Source organism: Pseudomonas sp. 3JA (assembly GCF_036961705.1).
In the GTDB taxonomy this organism is placed as follows: Bacteria; Pseudomonadota; Gammaproteobacteria; order Pseudomonadales; family Pseudomonadaceae; genus Aquipseudomonas; species Aquipseudomonas fluorescens_Q.
Map to the genome: position 1 here is coordinate 1 of NZ_JBAMDJ010000002.1, position 16,235 is coordinate 16,235.

Sequence of the window (16,235 nt, forward strand, 5' to 3'; positions counted from 1 at the left end):
ACTGACTGGCATTAGCCCTTGGGCGGCCTTTTCGTTATGGCACGGGGCTCAGGCTAACCGGGCACGGTATTCGTCACGCAGCAGGCGCTTGAGCAGCTTGCCGTTGGGCTCACGCGGCAAGCTCTCGGCGAAGTCAATCACCCGCGGACACTTGATCGGCGACAAGTGCTCGCGGCAGTAGGCAATCAGCTCATCGACCAGCGTAGGGGAAGGTTCCACGCCCGATTCCAGTTGCACCACCGCGCGCACCTCCTCACCAAAGTCACGGTGAGGCGTGCCGATCACCGCCACGTCGAACACCTTGGGGTGAGTGATCAGTACGTTCTCGGTCTCCTGCGGGTACACGTTGACCCCACCGGAAATGATCATGTTGTTTTTGCGGTCGGTGAGGTACAGGAAGCCATCGGCATCCACATGTCCGATATCGCCCACCGTGGCCCAGCCGGCCGCATTGTAGGCCTCGGCGGTTTTCTCCGGGTCCTTGTGGTAGCTGAAGCGCGGGCCGTTGGCGAAATACACCAAGCCATCCTGACCCACCGGTAGCTCCTGACCGTCCTCACCGACGATATGCAGCTCGCCAAGAATGGCGCGACCGACAGTGCCGGGACGCGCCAGCGCGGTCTTGCTATCGACCATGGTGGAACCGATGCTTTCAGTGCAGGAATAGAACTCGGCGAGGATCGGGCCCCACCATTCAATCATCGCCTGCTTGGTCGGTACCGGACATGGAGCCCCTGCATGCACCGCAACCTTCTGACTCGACAGGTCATAGCGCTCACGCACTTCCTGCGGCAGCGCCAGCAGGCGGTGGAACATGGTCGGCACCCACTGACTGTGGGTGACGAGGTAGCGCTCAATGGCTTTGAGGGCGTTTTCGGAGTCGAACTTCTCCGCCAGCACCAAGATGCCGCCCAGGATGGTCATGCCTTGCCCCCACTTCATTGGCGCGGCGTGATAGTAAGGCGATGAAGAGAAATACACCGACTCTTCGTTAACACCAAAACCGCGCTGCATAAGACCTGCGATTACCGCCGTACTACCCAAAGGCAAACCGGTAAGGTTCGGCTTCACCCCCTTTGGCCGCCCAGTAGTACCCGAGGAATAGAGCATTTCGCTACCTTCCACGGCATCACGAATGGGGCTGCCATCGAACGCTGACAACGCGTCATCGAATAGCTTGACGCCAGGCACCGGGTCGAGGCTGTAGATCTGCGGTGGCCTTGGCAAGGCGCGCACGGCATCAAGGATCGCCGGTGCTGTCTTGGCACTGACCAGCAGTACCTGGGCTTCGCAGTCAGCCACGATATAGGCCGCCTCGAGAGCAGTCAGACGCGTACTGATAAAGGTGTAATACAAGCCAGCATAATGCGCTCCCCACTGTACTGCTGGACACTCCAGGCGATTTTCCAGGCAATAGGCCACGTGATCACCTGGCTTCAGACCCAACCACTGGTAAAGGCGGCCGAGCCGGTTGGCATAGGTATCCAGTGCGGCGTAGGTCAGCGTGGCGCCTGTTTCAGCCATGATCACGGCGGGTTTTTCCGGCATACGCATTGCATGCACGCCTGGGTACAGTTGGGGTTGCTTGTCGCTCATTGCAGCGGCCTCTTGACAGTTGGCATTGCTTACGCTCGTGTGGCTGCACACGATTATGGTTGTTATGCAGTGGTTCACAGATGCTTGAGTATCCAGCCGAGTATCTTGCGCACTCGTGGCTTGTAAGGCGGAAAGAACATAGTCGCCAAAAGCACCTGCGTCTTGACGATGGCGCGCTCATGGGAAAATGCGCGAATACCCCATTCGCCATGGTAACTGCCGATGCCGGAGTTATTGACTCCACCAAACGGCAGGTTGTGGTGCAGAAAGTGTGCGGCAATGTGGTTGACACAAGTACCACCAGCACTGGTACGGACAATCAGCGCATCGACACTGGCCGGGTCGCGACTCCAGATATACAACGCCAGCGGTTTGGGCGCTGCGTTGATGCGTTCGATCACCTCATCCAGATGATTGAAAGCGATAATTGGCAACACTGGCCCGAAGATTTCTTCTTGCATGATCCGCGCGTCATCAGGTACGTCCCCCAACAACGTCGGCGAAACAAAATGCGCGCCGACATCCACTGCTCCGCCATAAATCAGTCGCGCACCGCGGGTCTTGGCGTCGTCGATCAGGTCGGCCACACGCTGGGTGTGACGCACGTTGATAACCCGTGACAGTTCAGCATCCATGGCGGCCAGTCCCTCGCCGTACCAGGTGTCAAGGTGGGCGCAAACGCGCTGCACAAACTGCGCACGGATGCTGCTGTGAACATAAATGTGGTCTGGCGCGATGCAGGTCTGCCCGGCATTGATGAACTTGCCCCAGGCGATGGTCTTGGCCGCAAGCTCGATGTCAGCGCTCTGGTCGACCACCACCGGCGACTTGCCGCCCAATTCCAGGGTGACACTGGTGAGATGCTTGGCTGCAGCGGTCATCACCACCTTGCCAATCGACGGCGAGCCGGTGAAAAAAACATGGTCGAAGGGTAGCTCGAGTAGCGCCTGCGCCACACTGGCATCTCCCTCAAACACAGCCACTTCAGACTCATCGAACACTTCACGAATGATCTTTACCAATACCGCCGACAGGTTTGGTGCAATCTCCGAGGTTTTGATCATCGCCGTATTGCCACTGGCAATGGCCGGGATCAGCGGCCCCAGGGTCAGCGTTACCGGGTAATTCCATGGCGCCAGAATCAGACAGCGCCCCCGCGGCTCATAGCGAACCCAGGCGCGAGTTCCCAGCATCATCATCGACTGTCGCACACGGCGTGGCTTTAGCCATTTCTTCAGGCGCCTGCAATAGTCCGAGATATCCATGATCACCGGCATCAGCTCGGTGAAATCGACCTCCACCGGTGGCCGTTTGAAATCTTTCCCGGCGGCCTCGACTATGGCTTCGCGATGCATCATCAGGACCTCACGCAAGCGTCTCAGCTTGGCGATGCGCTGCTCGACAGTGGAGCTGCGCAGGCTTAGTGCCGTCTGGCGCTGAATCGCAAATATCCGCTGGATATCCGCCGCCAACTGCGGCGTCAGTGTCTCGGTAGGGAAGATCGGTGCCGGGGCAGCGGACATGGCGCAACTCTCTGGTATAGGACTGACTGACCCTCATCATCGCCAACGTTTCAAAGATGGAAATCGTCGTAAACGACGACACTGAACAATCCCCCCTTGCCTAGCATGCAGGCATCAGCCCAAAGCAAAGCATGGACATTCCTATGATCGACAGTTACCAACCGCGCTGGATGAACGAAGAGCTTCTGGCGCTGCAAGATCTTGCCAGACGTTTCACCGCCGAAGAAGTTACCCCCAATCAGGAGCGCTGGTACGAACAGGGCGCCACCGACCGCGAAGTCTGGCTCAAGGCCGGTGCCGCCGGCATCCTGCTACCGGACATCTCCAGCGAGTACGGCGGTTCCGACGGCACCTTTGCCCACGAAGCGGTACTGGCCCAAGAACTGTGCTTGGCCGGTGATACCAGTTGGCGCTGTGGCCAGCAGATCCATGTGATCGCCGCCCACTACATCGAACGCTACGGCAGCGAAGAGCAGAAACAGCGTTATCTGCCAGGCCTGGCCAGCGGCGAACTGATTGCCGGCATGGGCATGACCGAACCCAGCGGAGGCACCGACCTGCAGAACATGCGCACCCGCGCCATCAAGCAGGGCGACAAGTACATCATCAACGGTGCCAAGACCTTTATCACCAACGGCTCCATTGCCGACATCCTGGTGCTGGCGGCAAAAACAGACCCCAAGCAAAAAGCCAAGGGCGTCTCGCTGTTCATCTTTGAAACCAACAACCCGGGCTTTCGCGTCGGCCAACGCCTGAAGAAGATCGGCTTGCACGGCTCTGACACCTGCGAGCTGTTCTTCGAGGACTGCGAGGTGCCCGAAAGCGCGCTGCTCGGCGGCGTCGAAGGTCGCGGTTTCTACCAGATGATGCAGGACCTCACCTACGAACGCACCTTGACCGGCATCAACTGCGCCGCCGTCATGGAACGCGCTTTCCGCGTGACCCGCGACTATGCCCACGACCGCACCATGTTCGACAAGCGCCTGATCGATCTACAACACCCGCGCTTCGAACTGGCCGAGATCAAGACCGTGGCCACTATTGCCCGGGTGTTCTCCGACTTCGCCGTCGAACGCTATCTAGATGGCACCATCACCGCCGACATTGCCTCGATGAGCAAGTGGTGGATCAGCGAGCAGCAATGCGAAATCATCAGCCGCTGCCTGCAGTTGTTCGGCGGCCACGGCTATATGCTCGAGTACCCGATTGCACGCATGTATATCGATGCACGCATCGAACCGATCTACGCTGGCTCCAACGAGATCCTCAGGGAAATCATCGGCCGCGGCCTGTAACGCCCCCTTGGCGCAAGGAGACAATGATGTCGGATAACTTAGAATTTGACGCCTTAGTCATTGGCGCGGGTGCCGGTGGTCTGTTTACCGCAGCACTGCTGGCAAAGCGCGGCTACCGCACATTGCTCGTGGAGCGTCTCGGCGAAGTCGGAGGCCGCGCATCGACTCGTTACAAAGATGGCTTCGCCGTGAATACCGGGGCGCTCGGGATTGAAATAGGTACAGAAACTGAAGAGGTTTTCAACGAAGTTGGCGCACGGCTGATAGTGCGTCAACCCTCGCCAGGTATAGTTTGCCGGGTCTCAGGCAAGGATATAAACATCTCGGCGGGTCTTCCTGGCATGGCAAACCGTGTCGCTATAAAGCTACTGCGGCTTGCTCTCCACGTTATCCCACCACTCCAGCCCCGCACAGGTGAGTCCAGTCATGCCTGGGTTACACGCTTCACCAACAATCCGACGGCCCTGGGTCTACTTCACAACTTCATTGGATCAATCTTTGCCACCACGCCACACCTGTTACCCGCCGATCTTTTTTTGCATTACCTGACGACCAAAGGAGCATTCAAGCAATTCGGATTCCCTCCTGGTGGAACCGTAACGGTATGGCAGGAACTCCTCACTGCCTACAAACGTCACGGCGGCGAGATTTGGTTGAACGCGCAAGTAGAGCAACTTAGTTTTGCAGCCGACGGCACAGTGAACGGTGCAACGGTCAATCGCGATGGAATCCCACGGCAACTGACAACCAAGCTGACGGTGAGTGACATAGGGCCACAGGCAACCCTTGGCCTGTGCGGGGACGCAAACCTTCCCGCCGACTACAGCGCTACGGTAAAACGCCAGTGCCAACCAAGCGCTATCATCACGATTTACTTTGCCAGTACTACGCCCCTGGCCAGTTTCCCAGGATTTGCCTGCTTCAGCTCCACCCGGCGGCTCTGCTACGCAACGAGCTTCACGCCAACCTGTCCGGAAAACTCGCCGCCAAACTGGCATCTTTACTCTGGAGCCAGCGTACCGCAACCCTGCACCGGCGACTTCAATGAAACCAATGAAATAGAACTCCTGAAAGCCGACCTGCTAGACGAGTTCCCTGGCTTCGCGCAGGCACGCATTTTGGACGTGGTAGTGACCCGCGACGAGTGGCCCGCGCAACGAGCCATGGCTGGCGCGGACTTGCCGAATGAAACCCCCATTGCGAACCTCTGGAACGTCGGCGATGGCGTCAAAGAATGGGGTAGCGCGGCAACGACCGCCTGTGCCGAAACTGCCATTCTGGTAGCGGCCAAGATTGGACGAGCATACCCCAGGCAAGCAGCACAAGCGGCGCTCGAGTCCCAACAACAAGAACATGCAAAGGCCGTATCACCGCCCATCCCACAATCCCACGTTGTTGACCACACCAGCAATAGCCCTAAGGAAGCACGATGAACCAGCGCGTTTTCAGCATCAGCGCCTGGAGCGGTACTGCCGCATTAGTTGTCACCTGTGTCGGCTGGCTGATCGCAGGAATACTGCCACTCCCCCCAGGCCCCTCAACCAGCGCTATAGAAGTCGCCGCGTTCTTCATCGACGATGCGACGGTGACGAAGATGGGCTTTGTCATTGCTTCCGTCGGGGTTGGACTGATGCTTCCCATGTTGGCTGCCATCTCAATGCACATGTTGCGCATGGAAGGTCGTTACCCATTGCTCAGTTTTACCCAGATGATTGCCGGCGCAGTTACCGTGATACTTAACACCCTCCCCCAGTTACTGTGGGCGACCATCGCCTTTCGTACCGATCGAACACCCGAGGAGTATCGAACACTGAACGATATCGCTTGGTTGTTGCTGTTCACGGGGATCATACCTTTCATGATCCAAAACATTGCCATCGGCACAGCAGTGCTCAGCGCCCCCCACAGAGTATTTCCACGCTGGGCAGGGTTCCTCAATCTGTGGGTTGCACTGGCCTTTGTACCTGACGTACTCGCTTACTTCTTCATGAGCGGACCATTCGCCTGGAACGGGATCTTCGTCTTCTGGTTGGCATTGGGGGCTTACGCGGTATTTCTGGTAGGCATGGGCGTTGCAATCAAACACGCCAATGCACAAATCATTGCCCTCGCCAAAATGGAAAGCGCCTCTGCATGACCTCTCAGGTCCCGGACTTTCTCTGCAACGACGTCGCAATGCCCATAGAGGGTAAACCGTCGCATGCCACCGATAACAACCACCCTGGCGAAGCGGGAATCTGGGTATTCATCTTCGGTGACATGATGATTTTTGGTGCCCTCTTTTTGGCGTTCCTCTGGAACAACCGCCAAGATCGTAGTGCCTTTTCAAACGATGCAGGCAGTCTGTTTCAGAGCATCGGTGGCATCAACACACTCATCCTACTCCTCAGCTCATACTGGGTTGCGCTCGCTGTGGGCGCACAGCGTCGCGGTCATACCGTCCGCGCCGGCCGCCTGATACTAGGCGCTTTGGTCTGCGCGTTAGGATTCGCCAGCCTCAAGGCAATCGAATACAGCATTGAAGTAGCCAATGGGCATACACCTACAAGCGCCTTGTTCTTCACCTTTTACTTCGTTCTGACTGGCATCCACTTATTGCACGTTCTGATTGGCGTATGCCTGCTCAGCCTCTGGTGGAGCAGATGTCACAGCCAAGCGCCTTGGAGCGATGAGCGCGTCTTTGTCGAAATCTCGGCGGTCTACTGGCATATGGTCGATCTGCTGTGGATCCTCATCTACACGCTGCTCTATTTGGTATGCATCGCATGAGTGCTTCTTCGCAGCAACATGTGACCATCGTCTGGCTCTCTCTGGTATTAGCCACCTGCGCTACCTGGTGGCTGAGTACCAGCCATCCTTTTTCCGCCACCAGCGAACACCTGACGTCCTCCATTGCGATAGCCATCGCCTTCATCAAGGTCTATTACATCGGCATGGACTTCATGGAGCTTCGCGGGGCTTCTCGAGTACTGCGCCGCATTTTCATGGCCTGGATCGGACTGACTGGCGGTGCCGCAATCGCACTCTATGCCATCTAGGTGCAACCCTGGTTACCGCCAGGCCATCGGTCTTCGTGATCGTAAAGTGTGTTAGATCAATCCATTCAACTTCGTAACCTCGCTTGCTGAGGCAGACTTACAGGAAGTCTGCACATCAACCCTGGCTCACTGGAATCCTGACCACCAGCCCATCCCACGCCTCGCACATTTTCAATTGGCAGCCCAGGCGGCTGCTCTCATTGACCTCGAAGGCGCCTTCCAGCATGAAGGTTTCGTCGCTGCTGCGCGCCGGCAACAGTGACTGCCAGGCGGGATCGACATACACATGGCAGGTTGCACAGCTGCAGGCCCCACCGCATTCGCCGTCGATGCCCGGCACCAGATTGTCGACGGCGATCTGCATCAGCGAGCGGCCTGTCTCGGCCTCAACGCTGTGCACCACATCAGAATGTTCGATAAAAATGACTTTCGGCATAGTTCTACTTCCTACTGTTCTGGCAACGGCGTCAGAGCGCTGCGGCAAGTAACGACTTGAGGTCAATACTTTCGTCCGCCAGCACTTGTGGATCGACTTGAACCCGCTCGGCAACCAGACGCTTGCCGACCATGAAGTCCTGCGGCCGGTTGACCGCGTCGACGGACAACACCACCCCCTTGCGCAGGTAAAAGGCGCAGAAGGATTCAGCAGCCATATCGCCCCGCAGCACCAGTTGGTCGTAGCCCTGGGACAGGCCGACTATCTGCAGCTTGAGATCAAATTGGTCGGACCAGAACCAGGGTACGGCGATGTGTGGCAGGTTCTTGCCACAGATCGTATGAGCGGCCGTGCGCGCCTGCTCCTGGGCACTCGGCACCGATTCGATGCGGATGAGACAGCCGAGGAAACCGTTGACGTGTCGGGCGCAGTCGCCAACCGCCAGGATGTCTGGATCAAGGGTCTGCGCGTAAGAGTCGACGACGATGCCGTTGTCGATCTCCAGACCGGCGTCACGGGCCAGTTGGTCATTGGGCAAGATTCCGATGCCGACAATGACCAAGTCGACCGGCAACTCACTGCCGTCGCTTAGCTGCACCGACTCCACTCGCTCGGCACCCTGGAATACCTGCACGCTGGTTTCCGTGCGCACATCCACGCCCCGGCGGCGATGAACGCCCTCGTAGAACGCGGAAATCTCCGGAGCCGCGACCCGTGCCAGCACCCGTGGCGCCGCCTCCAGGACGGTGACCTGCAGGCCGTTCTTGATCCCGACCGAGGCGGCCTCCAGACCGATGTAACCGCCGCCTATCACCAGCAGACGCTTGCCCGCGACGAAGTCCGGCTGTAACCGTTCGATATCCGCCAGGTTACGAATGTAATGGACATTGGGCTTCTGCGCAGCCGGCTCCTCCAGGCGACGCGGTCGCCCGCCGGTGGCCAGCACCAGCTTGTCATAGGCCTGAGTCCGGCCGTCACTGAGCGTGACGGTCCGCTGCTCGCGGTCGATGGCGCAGACCTGCACGCCGGTCCAGCACGCCACCTGCAACTTGTCGTACGCGGCCGCACTGCGAATCAGCAACGACTCGCGGCTCGCCTCGCCGGAAAGGTAGGTCTTGGACAACGGCGGGCGCCGATAAGGAAGTTCGGGCTCATCGCCGATCAGGATAATCCGGCCGGGATAGCCGTTCTGACGCAGCGTAGCCACCAGTTCGGCACCTGCATGACCGGCGCCGACAATGACGGCAGTTTCGTTCTGTGGATACATGGGGCGGCTCTCTTCGAGATGACTATGGCTTGCATTTTTCAGTCATGCTCGCCCGCTGCCGGAAGCCGCACATCGTCGTTTGCGACGAACTCGTGGCGGCTCCCTTACCTGCCATCCAGGGGTCAGCAACGGGCTCACGCCTGGTTGATCGAGCCGCTTGAACAACGGGGGCTGCCCGGCGCAGGAAGGGGCTTCAGGCAGCAACTGCATGACGCACTGGTAGCAGCCCCAGCACGCCTCCCAGGCCTCGTAACCGACATTGATGACCCGCCCTCAACCCGCCGCCGTGCAGCCCCAGCACCTGCGCCAATCCATACTGCTCATGGAAGACGAACTCAGATTAGGAAAGACAGGGTGAAAAGGGCCTTGTCGTTGTTAACCAAGACCACTTTCTTGCGCGCCATGCGCAAGCCGCCTTCTTCTCGACGCAGCAAGTATTCGTTGCGGGTGCACCACACGGTGTCGGCGCGCAGGTTGGACTCGAAGACCATGGCATTAGCCGCCACTCGAATCTCGTCACCACTGGCCTCGATGATCTCGACGTTGGACAGCACCCGCCCCAGGCGCGAGCGCGGAGACTGAGTGTGGCGCTTGCCAGTATGGAACTGCTTGATCCGCAGGGCGATGCGCGAGCGGTTGTCATAGATAATCGACATCTGCGTTTCCGGGTCGATGTCATCGCCGTTGGCCGGCACCCAGTACACACCGTCGGTGGTCCATAGAGCCTCCCAGTCGTCGTACTCGTGAGTATCCTGCAGGCGGGCTTCGCGGTAGAGGAACTGGCTAACTTCGACGATCAGGTTTTTTTCCGGGATAACTGCACTGCCCATTTATTGCGCCTCCATCAGGGAGCGGTAGTGGCTCCAGATGCCACGGGTGGTCACTTCGTCGGTAGCGTCACCGATCAGGAAGCCGTCAGCATCGCGGCGCTCACGCGCCAGGCCGCGGCCGAGGTAGTTCCACTCCGGATTACGGCTGCGAACCCCACGCTGGGTGCGCTCGTACATTTCCGAGTCGTCGGCGAGCAGGAAACCAGCCGGCCCGACCGAGCCCATTGTCTGCTGGCGCAGGCGCCGATTGAGATCGGGCGCGCCCTTGAACTGCAGCGCGGTGACGTGTTGCACGGTCTCGTCGACCGCCAGCGGTTGGATCACGAAAATCTGGATTTCGGCGATGAACAGGTTGGGGAAGATCATGATGTGTGGCGTGCCATCGATCATGATTTCGTTGGCGCGCTCGGTGCCATAAGCTTCACGCATCTTGCTCACGTACTCGGGCAGGCGTGCTTCGGTGGTGCCAAACCAGCCCATGGGCTGGCCGATGCGGCGGAACTCTGGTCGCAGGTCGATCTCGGTGTGGCCACCGCCCATATCCCGGGCCACGGCAGTGGAGTCAGCACTGTACAGATCGCCGATACCGCTGGAGGCGACATCAAAGATCGAGGCATGAACGAACTGAGGATGGTAACCATCGGTCTCGTTCTCGACGATGAACTTCCAGTTAGACTTGGCCTTGTGCTGCAGGAAGCCGGCAGTGATTTCCACCTCACCCTCGGGCGACGTCACCACCAGCGCATCGAGCGCGCCACGGGCCGCACCCAGGTGCTCCTCCAGCGTCGGCCCCTCCACGGCCATGCTGCCGAACACAAAGCCCTGGTAAATGCCGATGCGCGCCACCTTGCCCAAGCCCAGAGTGCTTCGGTCGGTGCCTTCGTAGCCGGCCGCGAACGGATAACCGCGCAAGCTACCGGTATTGGAGAAAGTCCAACCGTGATAGGGACAGGTGAATGACTTGCGATTACCCGCATGCTCCAGGCACACCTGGTTGCCTCGATGCGGGCAACGGTTGAGTAGCAGATGGATCTGCCCCTCCCCGTCGCGGGTCATGATCACCGGTTGCGGGCCGATCGACTTGACCACGAAATCGTTGAGCTTGGGAACCTCGCTGACATGGCCAACGTAAACCCAGGTGCGGTACCAGATCCGTTCCAACTCGAGCTGGAAAAGCTCTTCGTCGGTGTAGACCGAGCCATGCACGCGGTCATGCTGGACCAGGTCATCCCAGTTACGGGTGGGAATTAATGTCGTCATCGCGAACCTCTGAAGGGGAGTGAAGACTCGATAGCCGGCACTGTATCGATGTCCCCGAAACCCCAGATCGTCGTTTTCGACGAATTCCCCAACACCCGCACCAGACAGTCCAGTCGCTGCCGACTAACTGCTTAATTGAACGACCCGTTTCTTAACCTCTTCAATACGACTCACGCTCCTGCATTCGCCCAGAAAACCAAGGGCGCCAGGGTCGAGCACACCCTACATTCCCGCTCGTCGGATTCGACGATTTTCAAACACCTGCCGAAACCGGCAAGCAGGCGAAATCGCTTTTTTATTCAGATAGATAGCAGCAGATCAGCGGCTCTCAAAGATTAACAACGTTATTTTTACACAGTTAACAATACTGAAAAATGCTGTTAATTTGGCCCCACACCCCACTGAACACGATGATCCATGGCCCGCCCAGTCTACTCAGCCGATGAAACCGAGAACCTCCGCCAGACCCTGGTGCGAGGAGCCCTGGAGTTGTACCTGGAAGAAGGTATGGACAACGTCACCCTGCGTCGGATTGCCAAGCGGGTGGGACTGAGCCACACCGTCGGCTACCGCTACTTCGCCAATAAGGAAGCCCTGGTCGCCGAGATGCGTCGCGCATGCCTTTTGGAGCTGAAGGCCGCGGCAATGCCGGCCAACGACGACGAAAGAGATCCGATCGAATGCATCCGCTCGACCCTTCGGGAGTTACTGGCGTTTGGCAGCAGCCAACCAGCCAAATACCGGCTCATTTTTTCTGACACTCAGCCGGATCTCACCGAATACCCATCGCTGCTGACAGAACGCTGGGAGTTTTTCGCCTCGTGCGTCGATCTGGTACAGACCGCCATTGACCAGAAACGCCTGCATGGCAATGCCCTGTTACTTACCCACGGTCTATGGAGCCTGCTACACGGGATGCTCTCTCTGCACACGGCTAACCAGCTGGTGCATGGCCTGTCTCTGCGCGAAATGGCATGGCCGCTGATCGACAGTTTTCTGCACGCAGGCGATATCGCCCCCCCAACAAAAAAACCGCAGCCACCGACTAGCCAGTCGTCGCATAGCTGATGTAGAGGAGAAGACCTGTGACTATCAATGCCCTGGCTCGCTTTACCGTCCCCCTGGAAAAGCGCGCGGCCCTCGAAAAATTGTGCCGTGTCCCCGGCGCTTCCCCCATGGTGCTTGGACTGCTGATCGCCTCCACCGGCGGCGTGATTGTTGCCGACATCCTGGCCGTGCTCGGCTACTTCAACCTAGGCTGGACCTGCCTGCTCAATACCTTCCTGATGTACTGGCAGTTCACTGTGGCCCACGACTCGATTCACCGTTCGGCGGCGAAGAATCAGAAGCTCAACGACCTGTTTGGCCATATCGGCATGGCCACCTTCGCACCGCAGATCAGCTTGGGAATTTTCCGTTGGGCGCACATCCAGCATCACCGTTTCACCAATGGCCCGAAAGATCCTGACAACTGGATGCACGGTCCCTGGTGGAGCCTGCCGGCACGCTGGTCCATGCTGGAAATTGGTTACCTGCTATTCATCATGAAAAACCGGGATCCGATCGCCATGCGCCATCTGCGCGGCACACTGCTCAATGCCGCGATCACCCTGGCCATAGCCGCGGCGTTGACCTACCTGGGTTACGGCATGCATGTGCTGCTGTTGTGGTTCATCCCCTCGCGCCTGGTCTTCATCTTGGTGGGCTGCGTGTTCTTCTGGCTGCCCCATGTTAAGGACGACGTGGAATCCGAGCAGGACTTGACCCTGGCTACTTCCATGCGCCTGGGCCACGAGTGGTTGCTGACGCCGCTGTGTCAGTACCACAACTACCACCTGATTCATCACCTGTTCCCGACCATGCCCGCGTATCAGCATGTGAAGGCCTGGCAGCTGCTGGAGCCGGAGCTACGACAGCGCAACCTGCAGATTCAGCATGGCTTCGCCATTCAACCCGTCATCCATCTGTCCACCTGAAGAGGAGCCCGACCATGAAACGTTGGCAATGCAGTTTCTGCTCACATATTTACGATGAACGTCTTGGTGATCCGGACAACGGCATCCCTCCCGGCACCCCCCTGGAAGACCTCCCTGACGACTGGATGTGCCCGGACTGCGGAGCCGGCAAAGCGGACTACTTCGAGGTTGTATGACTCATCATCGCCCGGGCCACGTTGGCCCGGTGTACCTGCACAAATGCGTTGAATGAGACTCCCCTACGCCCTCCAAGCTGCCCAGAAGCATCCGCCAGAAGCCAAGGAGCGTCATATGCGCAATTTATCCGTGCGTACAAAGCTGTACTTCCTGATGTTCTGCTTCATCACCAGCCTCGCCGTCGTAGGAACCGCCAGCCGGCTCGGTATCCACAATGCCGGCCACAGCATGGAAGAAGTCAGCGGCGCGCTAAGTGCCGTTGATGCCTTGGCATCTCTGCGTCACGCGCGACTGATCTCCATCGCCGCCATGCAGGAGGGCGCCAGTTGGCGCCCCGAGGCGTTCGACTCGATGAGCGACAAGAGCGACGCCCTGGCCGAGGCTCACGACCTGTTCAACGACATCCTCACGCGCCACCGCGAAGCCTTGACGCAGGCCGAGCTGGCGTTCAAAGCCTACGATACCCAGACCAAAAGCAGTGAAGAGCAGGCCCTGTGGCAGGAATTCAGCGCGCTGTGGAACGAATTCCAAAGCGCCGACCAAGTGCAGACCGAAATCTGCGAGACCCTCGCTCAAGCGAAGAGCTGGGACGACGTACATATTCGCTCGTTGGAGCTGGTAACTAACACCCTACCCTGGGCAGCGGCGATCCACGCCTCCAGTGAGCCGCTGGAGAAACTGCTCAAGCTCGGAGTCACCGATGCCGCGCAGGCGCAGGCTGGCGGCGAGTCGGTAATCGCCACCGCCAACAGCCTGATCGCCAGCGTACTAGGGGCCACCATGCTGATCCTCGGTATTCTCGCCGCCCTGATCGTACGCAGCGTGGTCAATCCGCTGCATCAGTTGCGCTCGACCTTCGAACAGGTGCGCAGCAGCAACGATTTTTCCCTCCGTGCACTTAACCATGGCCGCGACGAGGTGGCGCAAGCCGCCAGCGCATTCAACGCCTTGCTCGAACGGGTGCAGACTGCCTTGCTCGAAGTGATGGTCGGCGCCAATCGCATCGACCAAACGGCCCAACAGACCAGCACCATGGCTAAACAGGTGGCCAAGAGTTCGGTGCAGCAGAACGAAGCAGCCACAGACATCGCCAGCGCTATCGAACAGATGAGCGCGTCCATCGGCCAGATCAATGCCAGTACCCGCGATGCTCACGCCCGAGCCCAGGATGCTGCGGACGCCGCCGGTTGCGGCGCGCAGGCAATCAGCCGCACAGCAGAGGAAACCGACCAGGTGACGCGCCAGGTCGGCCGAGCGAGCGAGACTATCAGCGCACTGGGCAACGAAACGGATCGCATCACCACCATCGTCGAGGTGATCAAGGCGGTTGCCGAACAGACCAACCTGCTCGCCCTTAACGCCGCCATCGAAGCAGCAAGGGCCGGCGAGCAGGGCCGTGGCTTCGCCGTGGTGGCCGATGAGGTACGCCAGTTGGCCGAGCGCACGCGCACTTCGGCCGAGGAGATCCGCGATATGGTCAATTCCATGCAGGCCTCCGCCCGCCAGGCCGTCGCGGAAATGGCCATAGTCACCAGCCGCACTCGGGAAAGCCAGGCGCTATCGGAAAACGCGGCGGCCAGCATGAACGAGATCCTGCAGAGTGCCAGCCTGGTATCGGAGGGAATCAGCGCGGTTTCCCAGGCACTGATCGAACAGGACCGCACCACCCAGATAATCGCCCAACGGATCGAGGCGGTGGCGCAGATGAGCCAGGAAAATTGCAGCACCGGCGAACACGCCGCAGCGGTCTCCCGCAGTTTGGACGGTGCCGCTGCTGACCTGCGCCAGGCCATTAATCAGTTCAAGGTCTGACCCCCATTAATTCGTCGATTTCGACGACGCCGGGTGAACGTCAGGGGAAGAGGATAATACCTAAGTAACAGTGCTCACGATTCATCGCTCAGGGAACGCCTGAAGAAGACTTACCGAATTTAGTGAAATGCGCCGATCTCGTTGCCCGGACTTTTTGACGATGCAGACCGTCTTCCGACCGACGCAAGCTGCGCGAAACTATATTCACCCTGACAGGCCGCATACTGAATTTCATGAAACAAATACAACAAGCGCATAGCCATCGGAGAAAAACCATGAAATCCATATACAACATCCCCCAACGCCCCCACTTCACAAGTTGGCGCTGGTGCGGCTGGGCAGGTTACCTATACTGCATTATCGTCCTTATAGCCTGGGCTGGAGTTGCGGGCTTTTTACCGCCTCCCGCACAGAGCCTTAGCGTAGATGAAACCCATCAATACTATATTGACAACAGCCTTCGCATCCGAATCGGCATGCTAATGATACTTCTATCCACCCCCCTCTATTACATATGGGGCAGTGCAGTTTCTAGAACCATGCAATATGTCGAAGGCCCTAATGGCACACTTTCCCTCATACAATTAATGGGGGCCTTCGGCACTGTAGTGGCGACCTGGGCCTCATGCGTAGGCTGGGAGGCATCCGCCTATGACCCCGAACTGAAGACAGCACAAGACATAAAATTGCTGGCCGATTACTCTTGGTTGTGGTTTGACACCACAGTCATGGTATCCGTCACCCAGTTTGTTTCATTTGGCTGCCTGTGCCTAATTGATAAAAACCCAAGACCGCTATTCCCCAAATGGCTGGGATGGTTCTCGATTGCCATGGGTCTGTCGTTCCTTATGGCGGTATTAATTCCGTTCTTCCGGACAGGCCCATTCGCGTGGAACGGTCTTCTTTGCTACTACGTTGGCCTGTTTGATTTCTTTATATGGATCATCATCGCCACTCACTATGTACTGAAAGCCATTAAGCGCATCGAGCAGGATTCTATTGGCATCGCTTGACTGCAATTGTTT

At 58.4% G+C, this 16,235-nt stretch carries 16 protein-coding genes and 1 pseudogene; 11 read left to right on the forward strand and 6 right to left on the reverse strand.

Annotation, left to right across the window (positions count from 1 at the left end; all coding sequences use genetic code 11):
- Positions 1-48: 48 nt before the first annotated feature.
- Positions 49-1,596, reverse strand: a complete 1,548-nt coding sequence (locus tag V7773_RS01545) for an acyl-CoA synthetase (protein WP_336071931.1) — start codon at positions 1,594-1,596, stop codon at positions 49-51.
- A 74-nt stretch (positions 1,597-1,670) separates the two neighbouring features.
- Entirely contained in the window at positions 1,671-3,119 is a 1,449-nt protein-coding gene (locus V7773_RS01550) for an aldehyde dehydrogenase family protein (protein WP_336071933.1), read from the reverse strand.
- Between the two features lie 143 nt (positions 3,120-3,262).
- Here V7773_RS01550 and V7773_RS01555 point away from each other — a divergent pair, with 143 nt between their 5' ends.
- From V7773_RS01555 to V7773_RS01575, 5 genes are read left to right on the forward strand one after another with little or no spacing between them, the layout of a single operon-like run.
- Entirely contained in the window at positions 3,263-4,414 is a 1,152-nt protein-coding gene (locus V7773_RS01555) for an acyl-CoA dehydrogenase family protein (protein WP_203417420.1), read from the forward strand.
- A gap of 26 nt (positions 4,415-4,440) precedes the next feature.
- Positions 4,441-5,847 (forward strand): phytoene desaturase family protein, encoded by a 1,407-nt coding sequence (locus tag V7773_RS01560; protein ID WP_336071937.1) that lies wholly within the window; start codon positions 4,441-4,443, stop codon positions 5,845-5,847.
- Positions 5,844-6,551 (forward strand): hypothetical protein, encoded by a 708-nt coding sequence (locus V7773_RS01565; RefSeq protein ID WP_336071939.1) that lies wholly within the window; start codon positions 5,844-5,846, stop codon positions 6,549-6,551. The genes V7773_RS01560 and V7773_RS01565 overlap by 4 nt, the downstream gene beginning before the upstream one ends.
- Positions 6,548-7,183 (forward strand): cytochrome c oxidase subunit 3, encoded by a 636-nt coding sequence (locus tag V7773_RS01570; protein WP_336071941.1) that lies wholly within the window; start codon positions 6,548-6,550, stop codon positions 7,181-7,183. Before V7773_RS01565 ends, V7773_RS01570 begins: the two co-directional genes overlap by 4 nt.
- A complete protein-coding gene (locus V7773_RS01575) occupies positions 7,180-7,452 on the forward strand; it encodes a cytochrome C oxidase subunit IV family protein (protein ID WP_170861999.1) in 273 nt (90 codons plus the stop codon). Before V7773_RS01570 ends, V7773_RS01575 begins: the two co-directional genes overlap by 4 nt.
- 115 nt (positions 7,453-7,567) lie before the next feature.
- Here V7773_RS01575 and V7773_RS01580 read toward each other — a convergent pair whose 3' ends face one another.
- From V7773_RS01580 to V7773_RS01595, 4 genes are all read right to left on the reverse strand, one after another.
- A complete protein-coding gene (locus V7773_RS01580; protein WP_336071944.1) occupies positions 7,568-7,888 on the reverse strand; it encodes a 2Fe-2S iron-sulfur cluster-binding protein in 321 nt (106 codons plus the stop codon).
- 31 nt (positions 7,889-7,919) lie between these two features.
- Positions 7,920-9,155 (reverse strand): NAD(P)/FAD-dependent oxidoreductase, encoded by a 1,236-nt coding sequence (locus tag V7773_RS01585; protein ID WP_336071946.1) that lies wholly within the window; start codon positions 9,153-9,155, stop codon positions 7,920-7,922.
- Between the two features lie 335 nt (positions 9,156-9,490).
- Positions 9,491-9,985: an aromatic-ring-hydroxylating dioxygenase subunit beta gene (locus V7773_RS01590; RefSeq protein ID WP_092225420.1), complete on the reverse strand. Its 495-nt coding sequence runs from the start codon at positions 9,983-9,985 to the stop codon at positions 9,491-9,493.
- Complete coding sequence (locus V7773_RS01595) at positions 9,986-11,245, reverse strand: aromatic ring-hydroxylating oxygenase subunit alpha (protein ID WP_092225418.1); 1,260 nt, start codon at positions 11,243-11,245, stop codon at positions 9,986-9,988. It lies immediately after the preceding gene.
- 417 nt (positions 11,246-11,662) lie between these two features.
- On the opposite strand from V7773_RS01595, the gene V7773_RS01600 reads away from it, so the two are divergent.
- From V7773_RS01600 to V7773_RS01620, 6 genes and pseudogenes are all read left to right on the forward strand, one after another.
- The gene (locus V7773_RS01600) at positions 11,663-12,313 is read left to right on the forward strand and encodes a TetR/AcrR family transcriptional regulator (protein ID WP_336071952.1); all 651 of its coding nucleotides are present in this window, start codon (positions 11,663-11,665) and stop codon (positions 12,311-12,313) included.
- Positions 12,314-12,330: 17 nt separating this feature from the next.
- Positions 12,331-13,221: a fatty acid desaturase gene (locus tag V7773_RS01605; protein ID WP_336071954.1), complete on the forward strand. Its 891-nt coding sequence runs from the start codon at positions 12,331-12,333 to the stop codon at positions 13,219-13,221.
- Positions 13,222-13,235: 14 nt separating this feature from the next.
- Entirely contained in the window at positions 13,236-13,397 is a 162-nt protein-coding gene (locus V7773_RS01610; protein ID WP_072339421.1) for a rubredoxin, read from the forward strand.
- Positions 13,398-13,512: 115 nt separating this feature from the next.
- Positions 13,513-14,352, forward strand: a pseudogene (locus tag V7773_RS30320) (MCP four helix bundle domain-containing protein); the annotation flags it as partial.
- A gap of 78 nt (positions 14,353-14,430) precedes the next feature.
- Positions 14,431-15,210 (forward strand): methyl-accepting chemotaxis protein, encoded by a 780-nt coding sequence (locus tag V7773_RS30325; RefSeq protein WP_442963438.1) that lies wholly within the window; start codon positions 14,431-14,433, stop codon positions 15,208-15,210.
- 275 nt (positions 15,211-15,485) lie between these two features.
- Positions 15,486-16,223: a hypothetical protein gene (locus V7773_RS01620; protein ID WP_092142536.1), complete on the forward strand. Its 738-nt coding sequence runs from the start codon at positions 15,486-15,488 to the stop codon at positions 16,221-16,223.
- Positions 16,224-16,235: the final 12 nt, after the last annotated feature.

What these genes read in the sequence shown, in the direction of transcription:
- V7773_RS01575 (WP_170861999.1), top strand. Translation starts at nt 7,180, where the DNA reads ATGAGTGCTTCTTCGCAGCAACATGTGACCATCGTCTGGCTCTCTCTG.
- V7773_RS01560 (WP_336071937.1), top strand. Translation starts at nt 4,441, where the DNA reads ATGTCGGATAACTTAGAATTTGACGCCTTAGTCATTGGCGCGGGTGCC.
- V7773_RS01545 (WP_336071931.1), bottom strand. Translation starts at nt 1,596, where the DNA reads ATGAGCGACAAGCAACCCCAACTGTACCCAGGCGTGCATGCAATGCGT.
- V7773_RS01620 (WP_092142536.1), top strand. Translation starts at nt 15,486, where the DNA reads ATGAAATCCATATACAACATCCCCCAACGCCCCCACTTCACAAGTTGG.
- V7773_RS01590 (WP_092225420.1), bottom strand. Translation starts at nt 9,985, where the DNA reads ATGGGCAGTGCAGTTATCCCGGAAAAAAACCTGATCGTCGAAGTTAGC.
- V7773_RS01610 (WP_072339421.1), top strand. Translation starts at nt 13,236, where the DNA reads ATGAAACGTTGGCAATGCAGTTTCTGCTCACATATTTACGATGAACGT.
- V7773_RS30325 (WP_442963438.1), top strand. Translation starts at nt 14,431, where the DNA reads ATGGCTAAACAGGTGGCCAAGAGTTCGGTGCAGCAGAACGAAGCAGCC.
- V7773_RS01570 (WP_336071941.1), top strand. Translation starts at nt 6,548, where the DNA reads ATGACCTCTCAGGTCCCGGACTTTCTCTGCAACGACGTCGCAATGCCC.
- V7773_RS01550 (WP_336071933.1), bottom strand. Translation starts at nt 3,119, where the DNA reads ATGTCCGCTGCCCCGGCACCGATCTTCCCTACCGAGACACTGACGCCG.
- V7773_RS01585 (WP_336071946.1), bottom strand. Translation starts at nt 9,155, where the DNA reads ATGTATCCACAGAACGAAACTGCCGTCATTGTCGGCGCCGGTCATGCA.
- V7773_RS01555 (WP_203417420.1), top strand. Translation starts at nt 3,263, where the DNA reads ATGATCGACAGTTACCAACCGCGCTGGATGAACGAAGAGCTTCTGGCG.
- V7773_RS01580 (WP_336071944.1), bottom strand. Translation starts at nt 7,888, where the DNA reads ATGCCGAAAGTCATTTTTATCGAACATTCTGATGTGGTGCACAGCGTT.
- V7773_RS01565 (WP_336071939.1), top strand. Translation starts at nt 5,844, where the DNA reads ATGAACCAGCGCGTTTTCAGCATCAGCGCCTGGAGCGGTACTGCCGCA.
- V7773_RS01600 (WP_336071952.1), top strand. Translation starts at nt 11,663, where the DNA reads ATGGCCCGCCCAGTCTACTCAGCCGATGAAACCGAGAACCTCCGCCAG.
- V7773_RS01595 (WP_092225418.1), bottom strand. Translation starts at nt 11,245, where the DNA reads ATGACGACATTAATTCCCACCCGTAACTGGGATGACCTGGTCCAGCAT.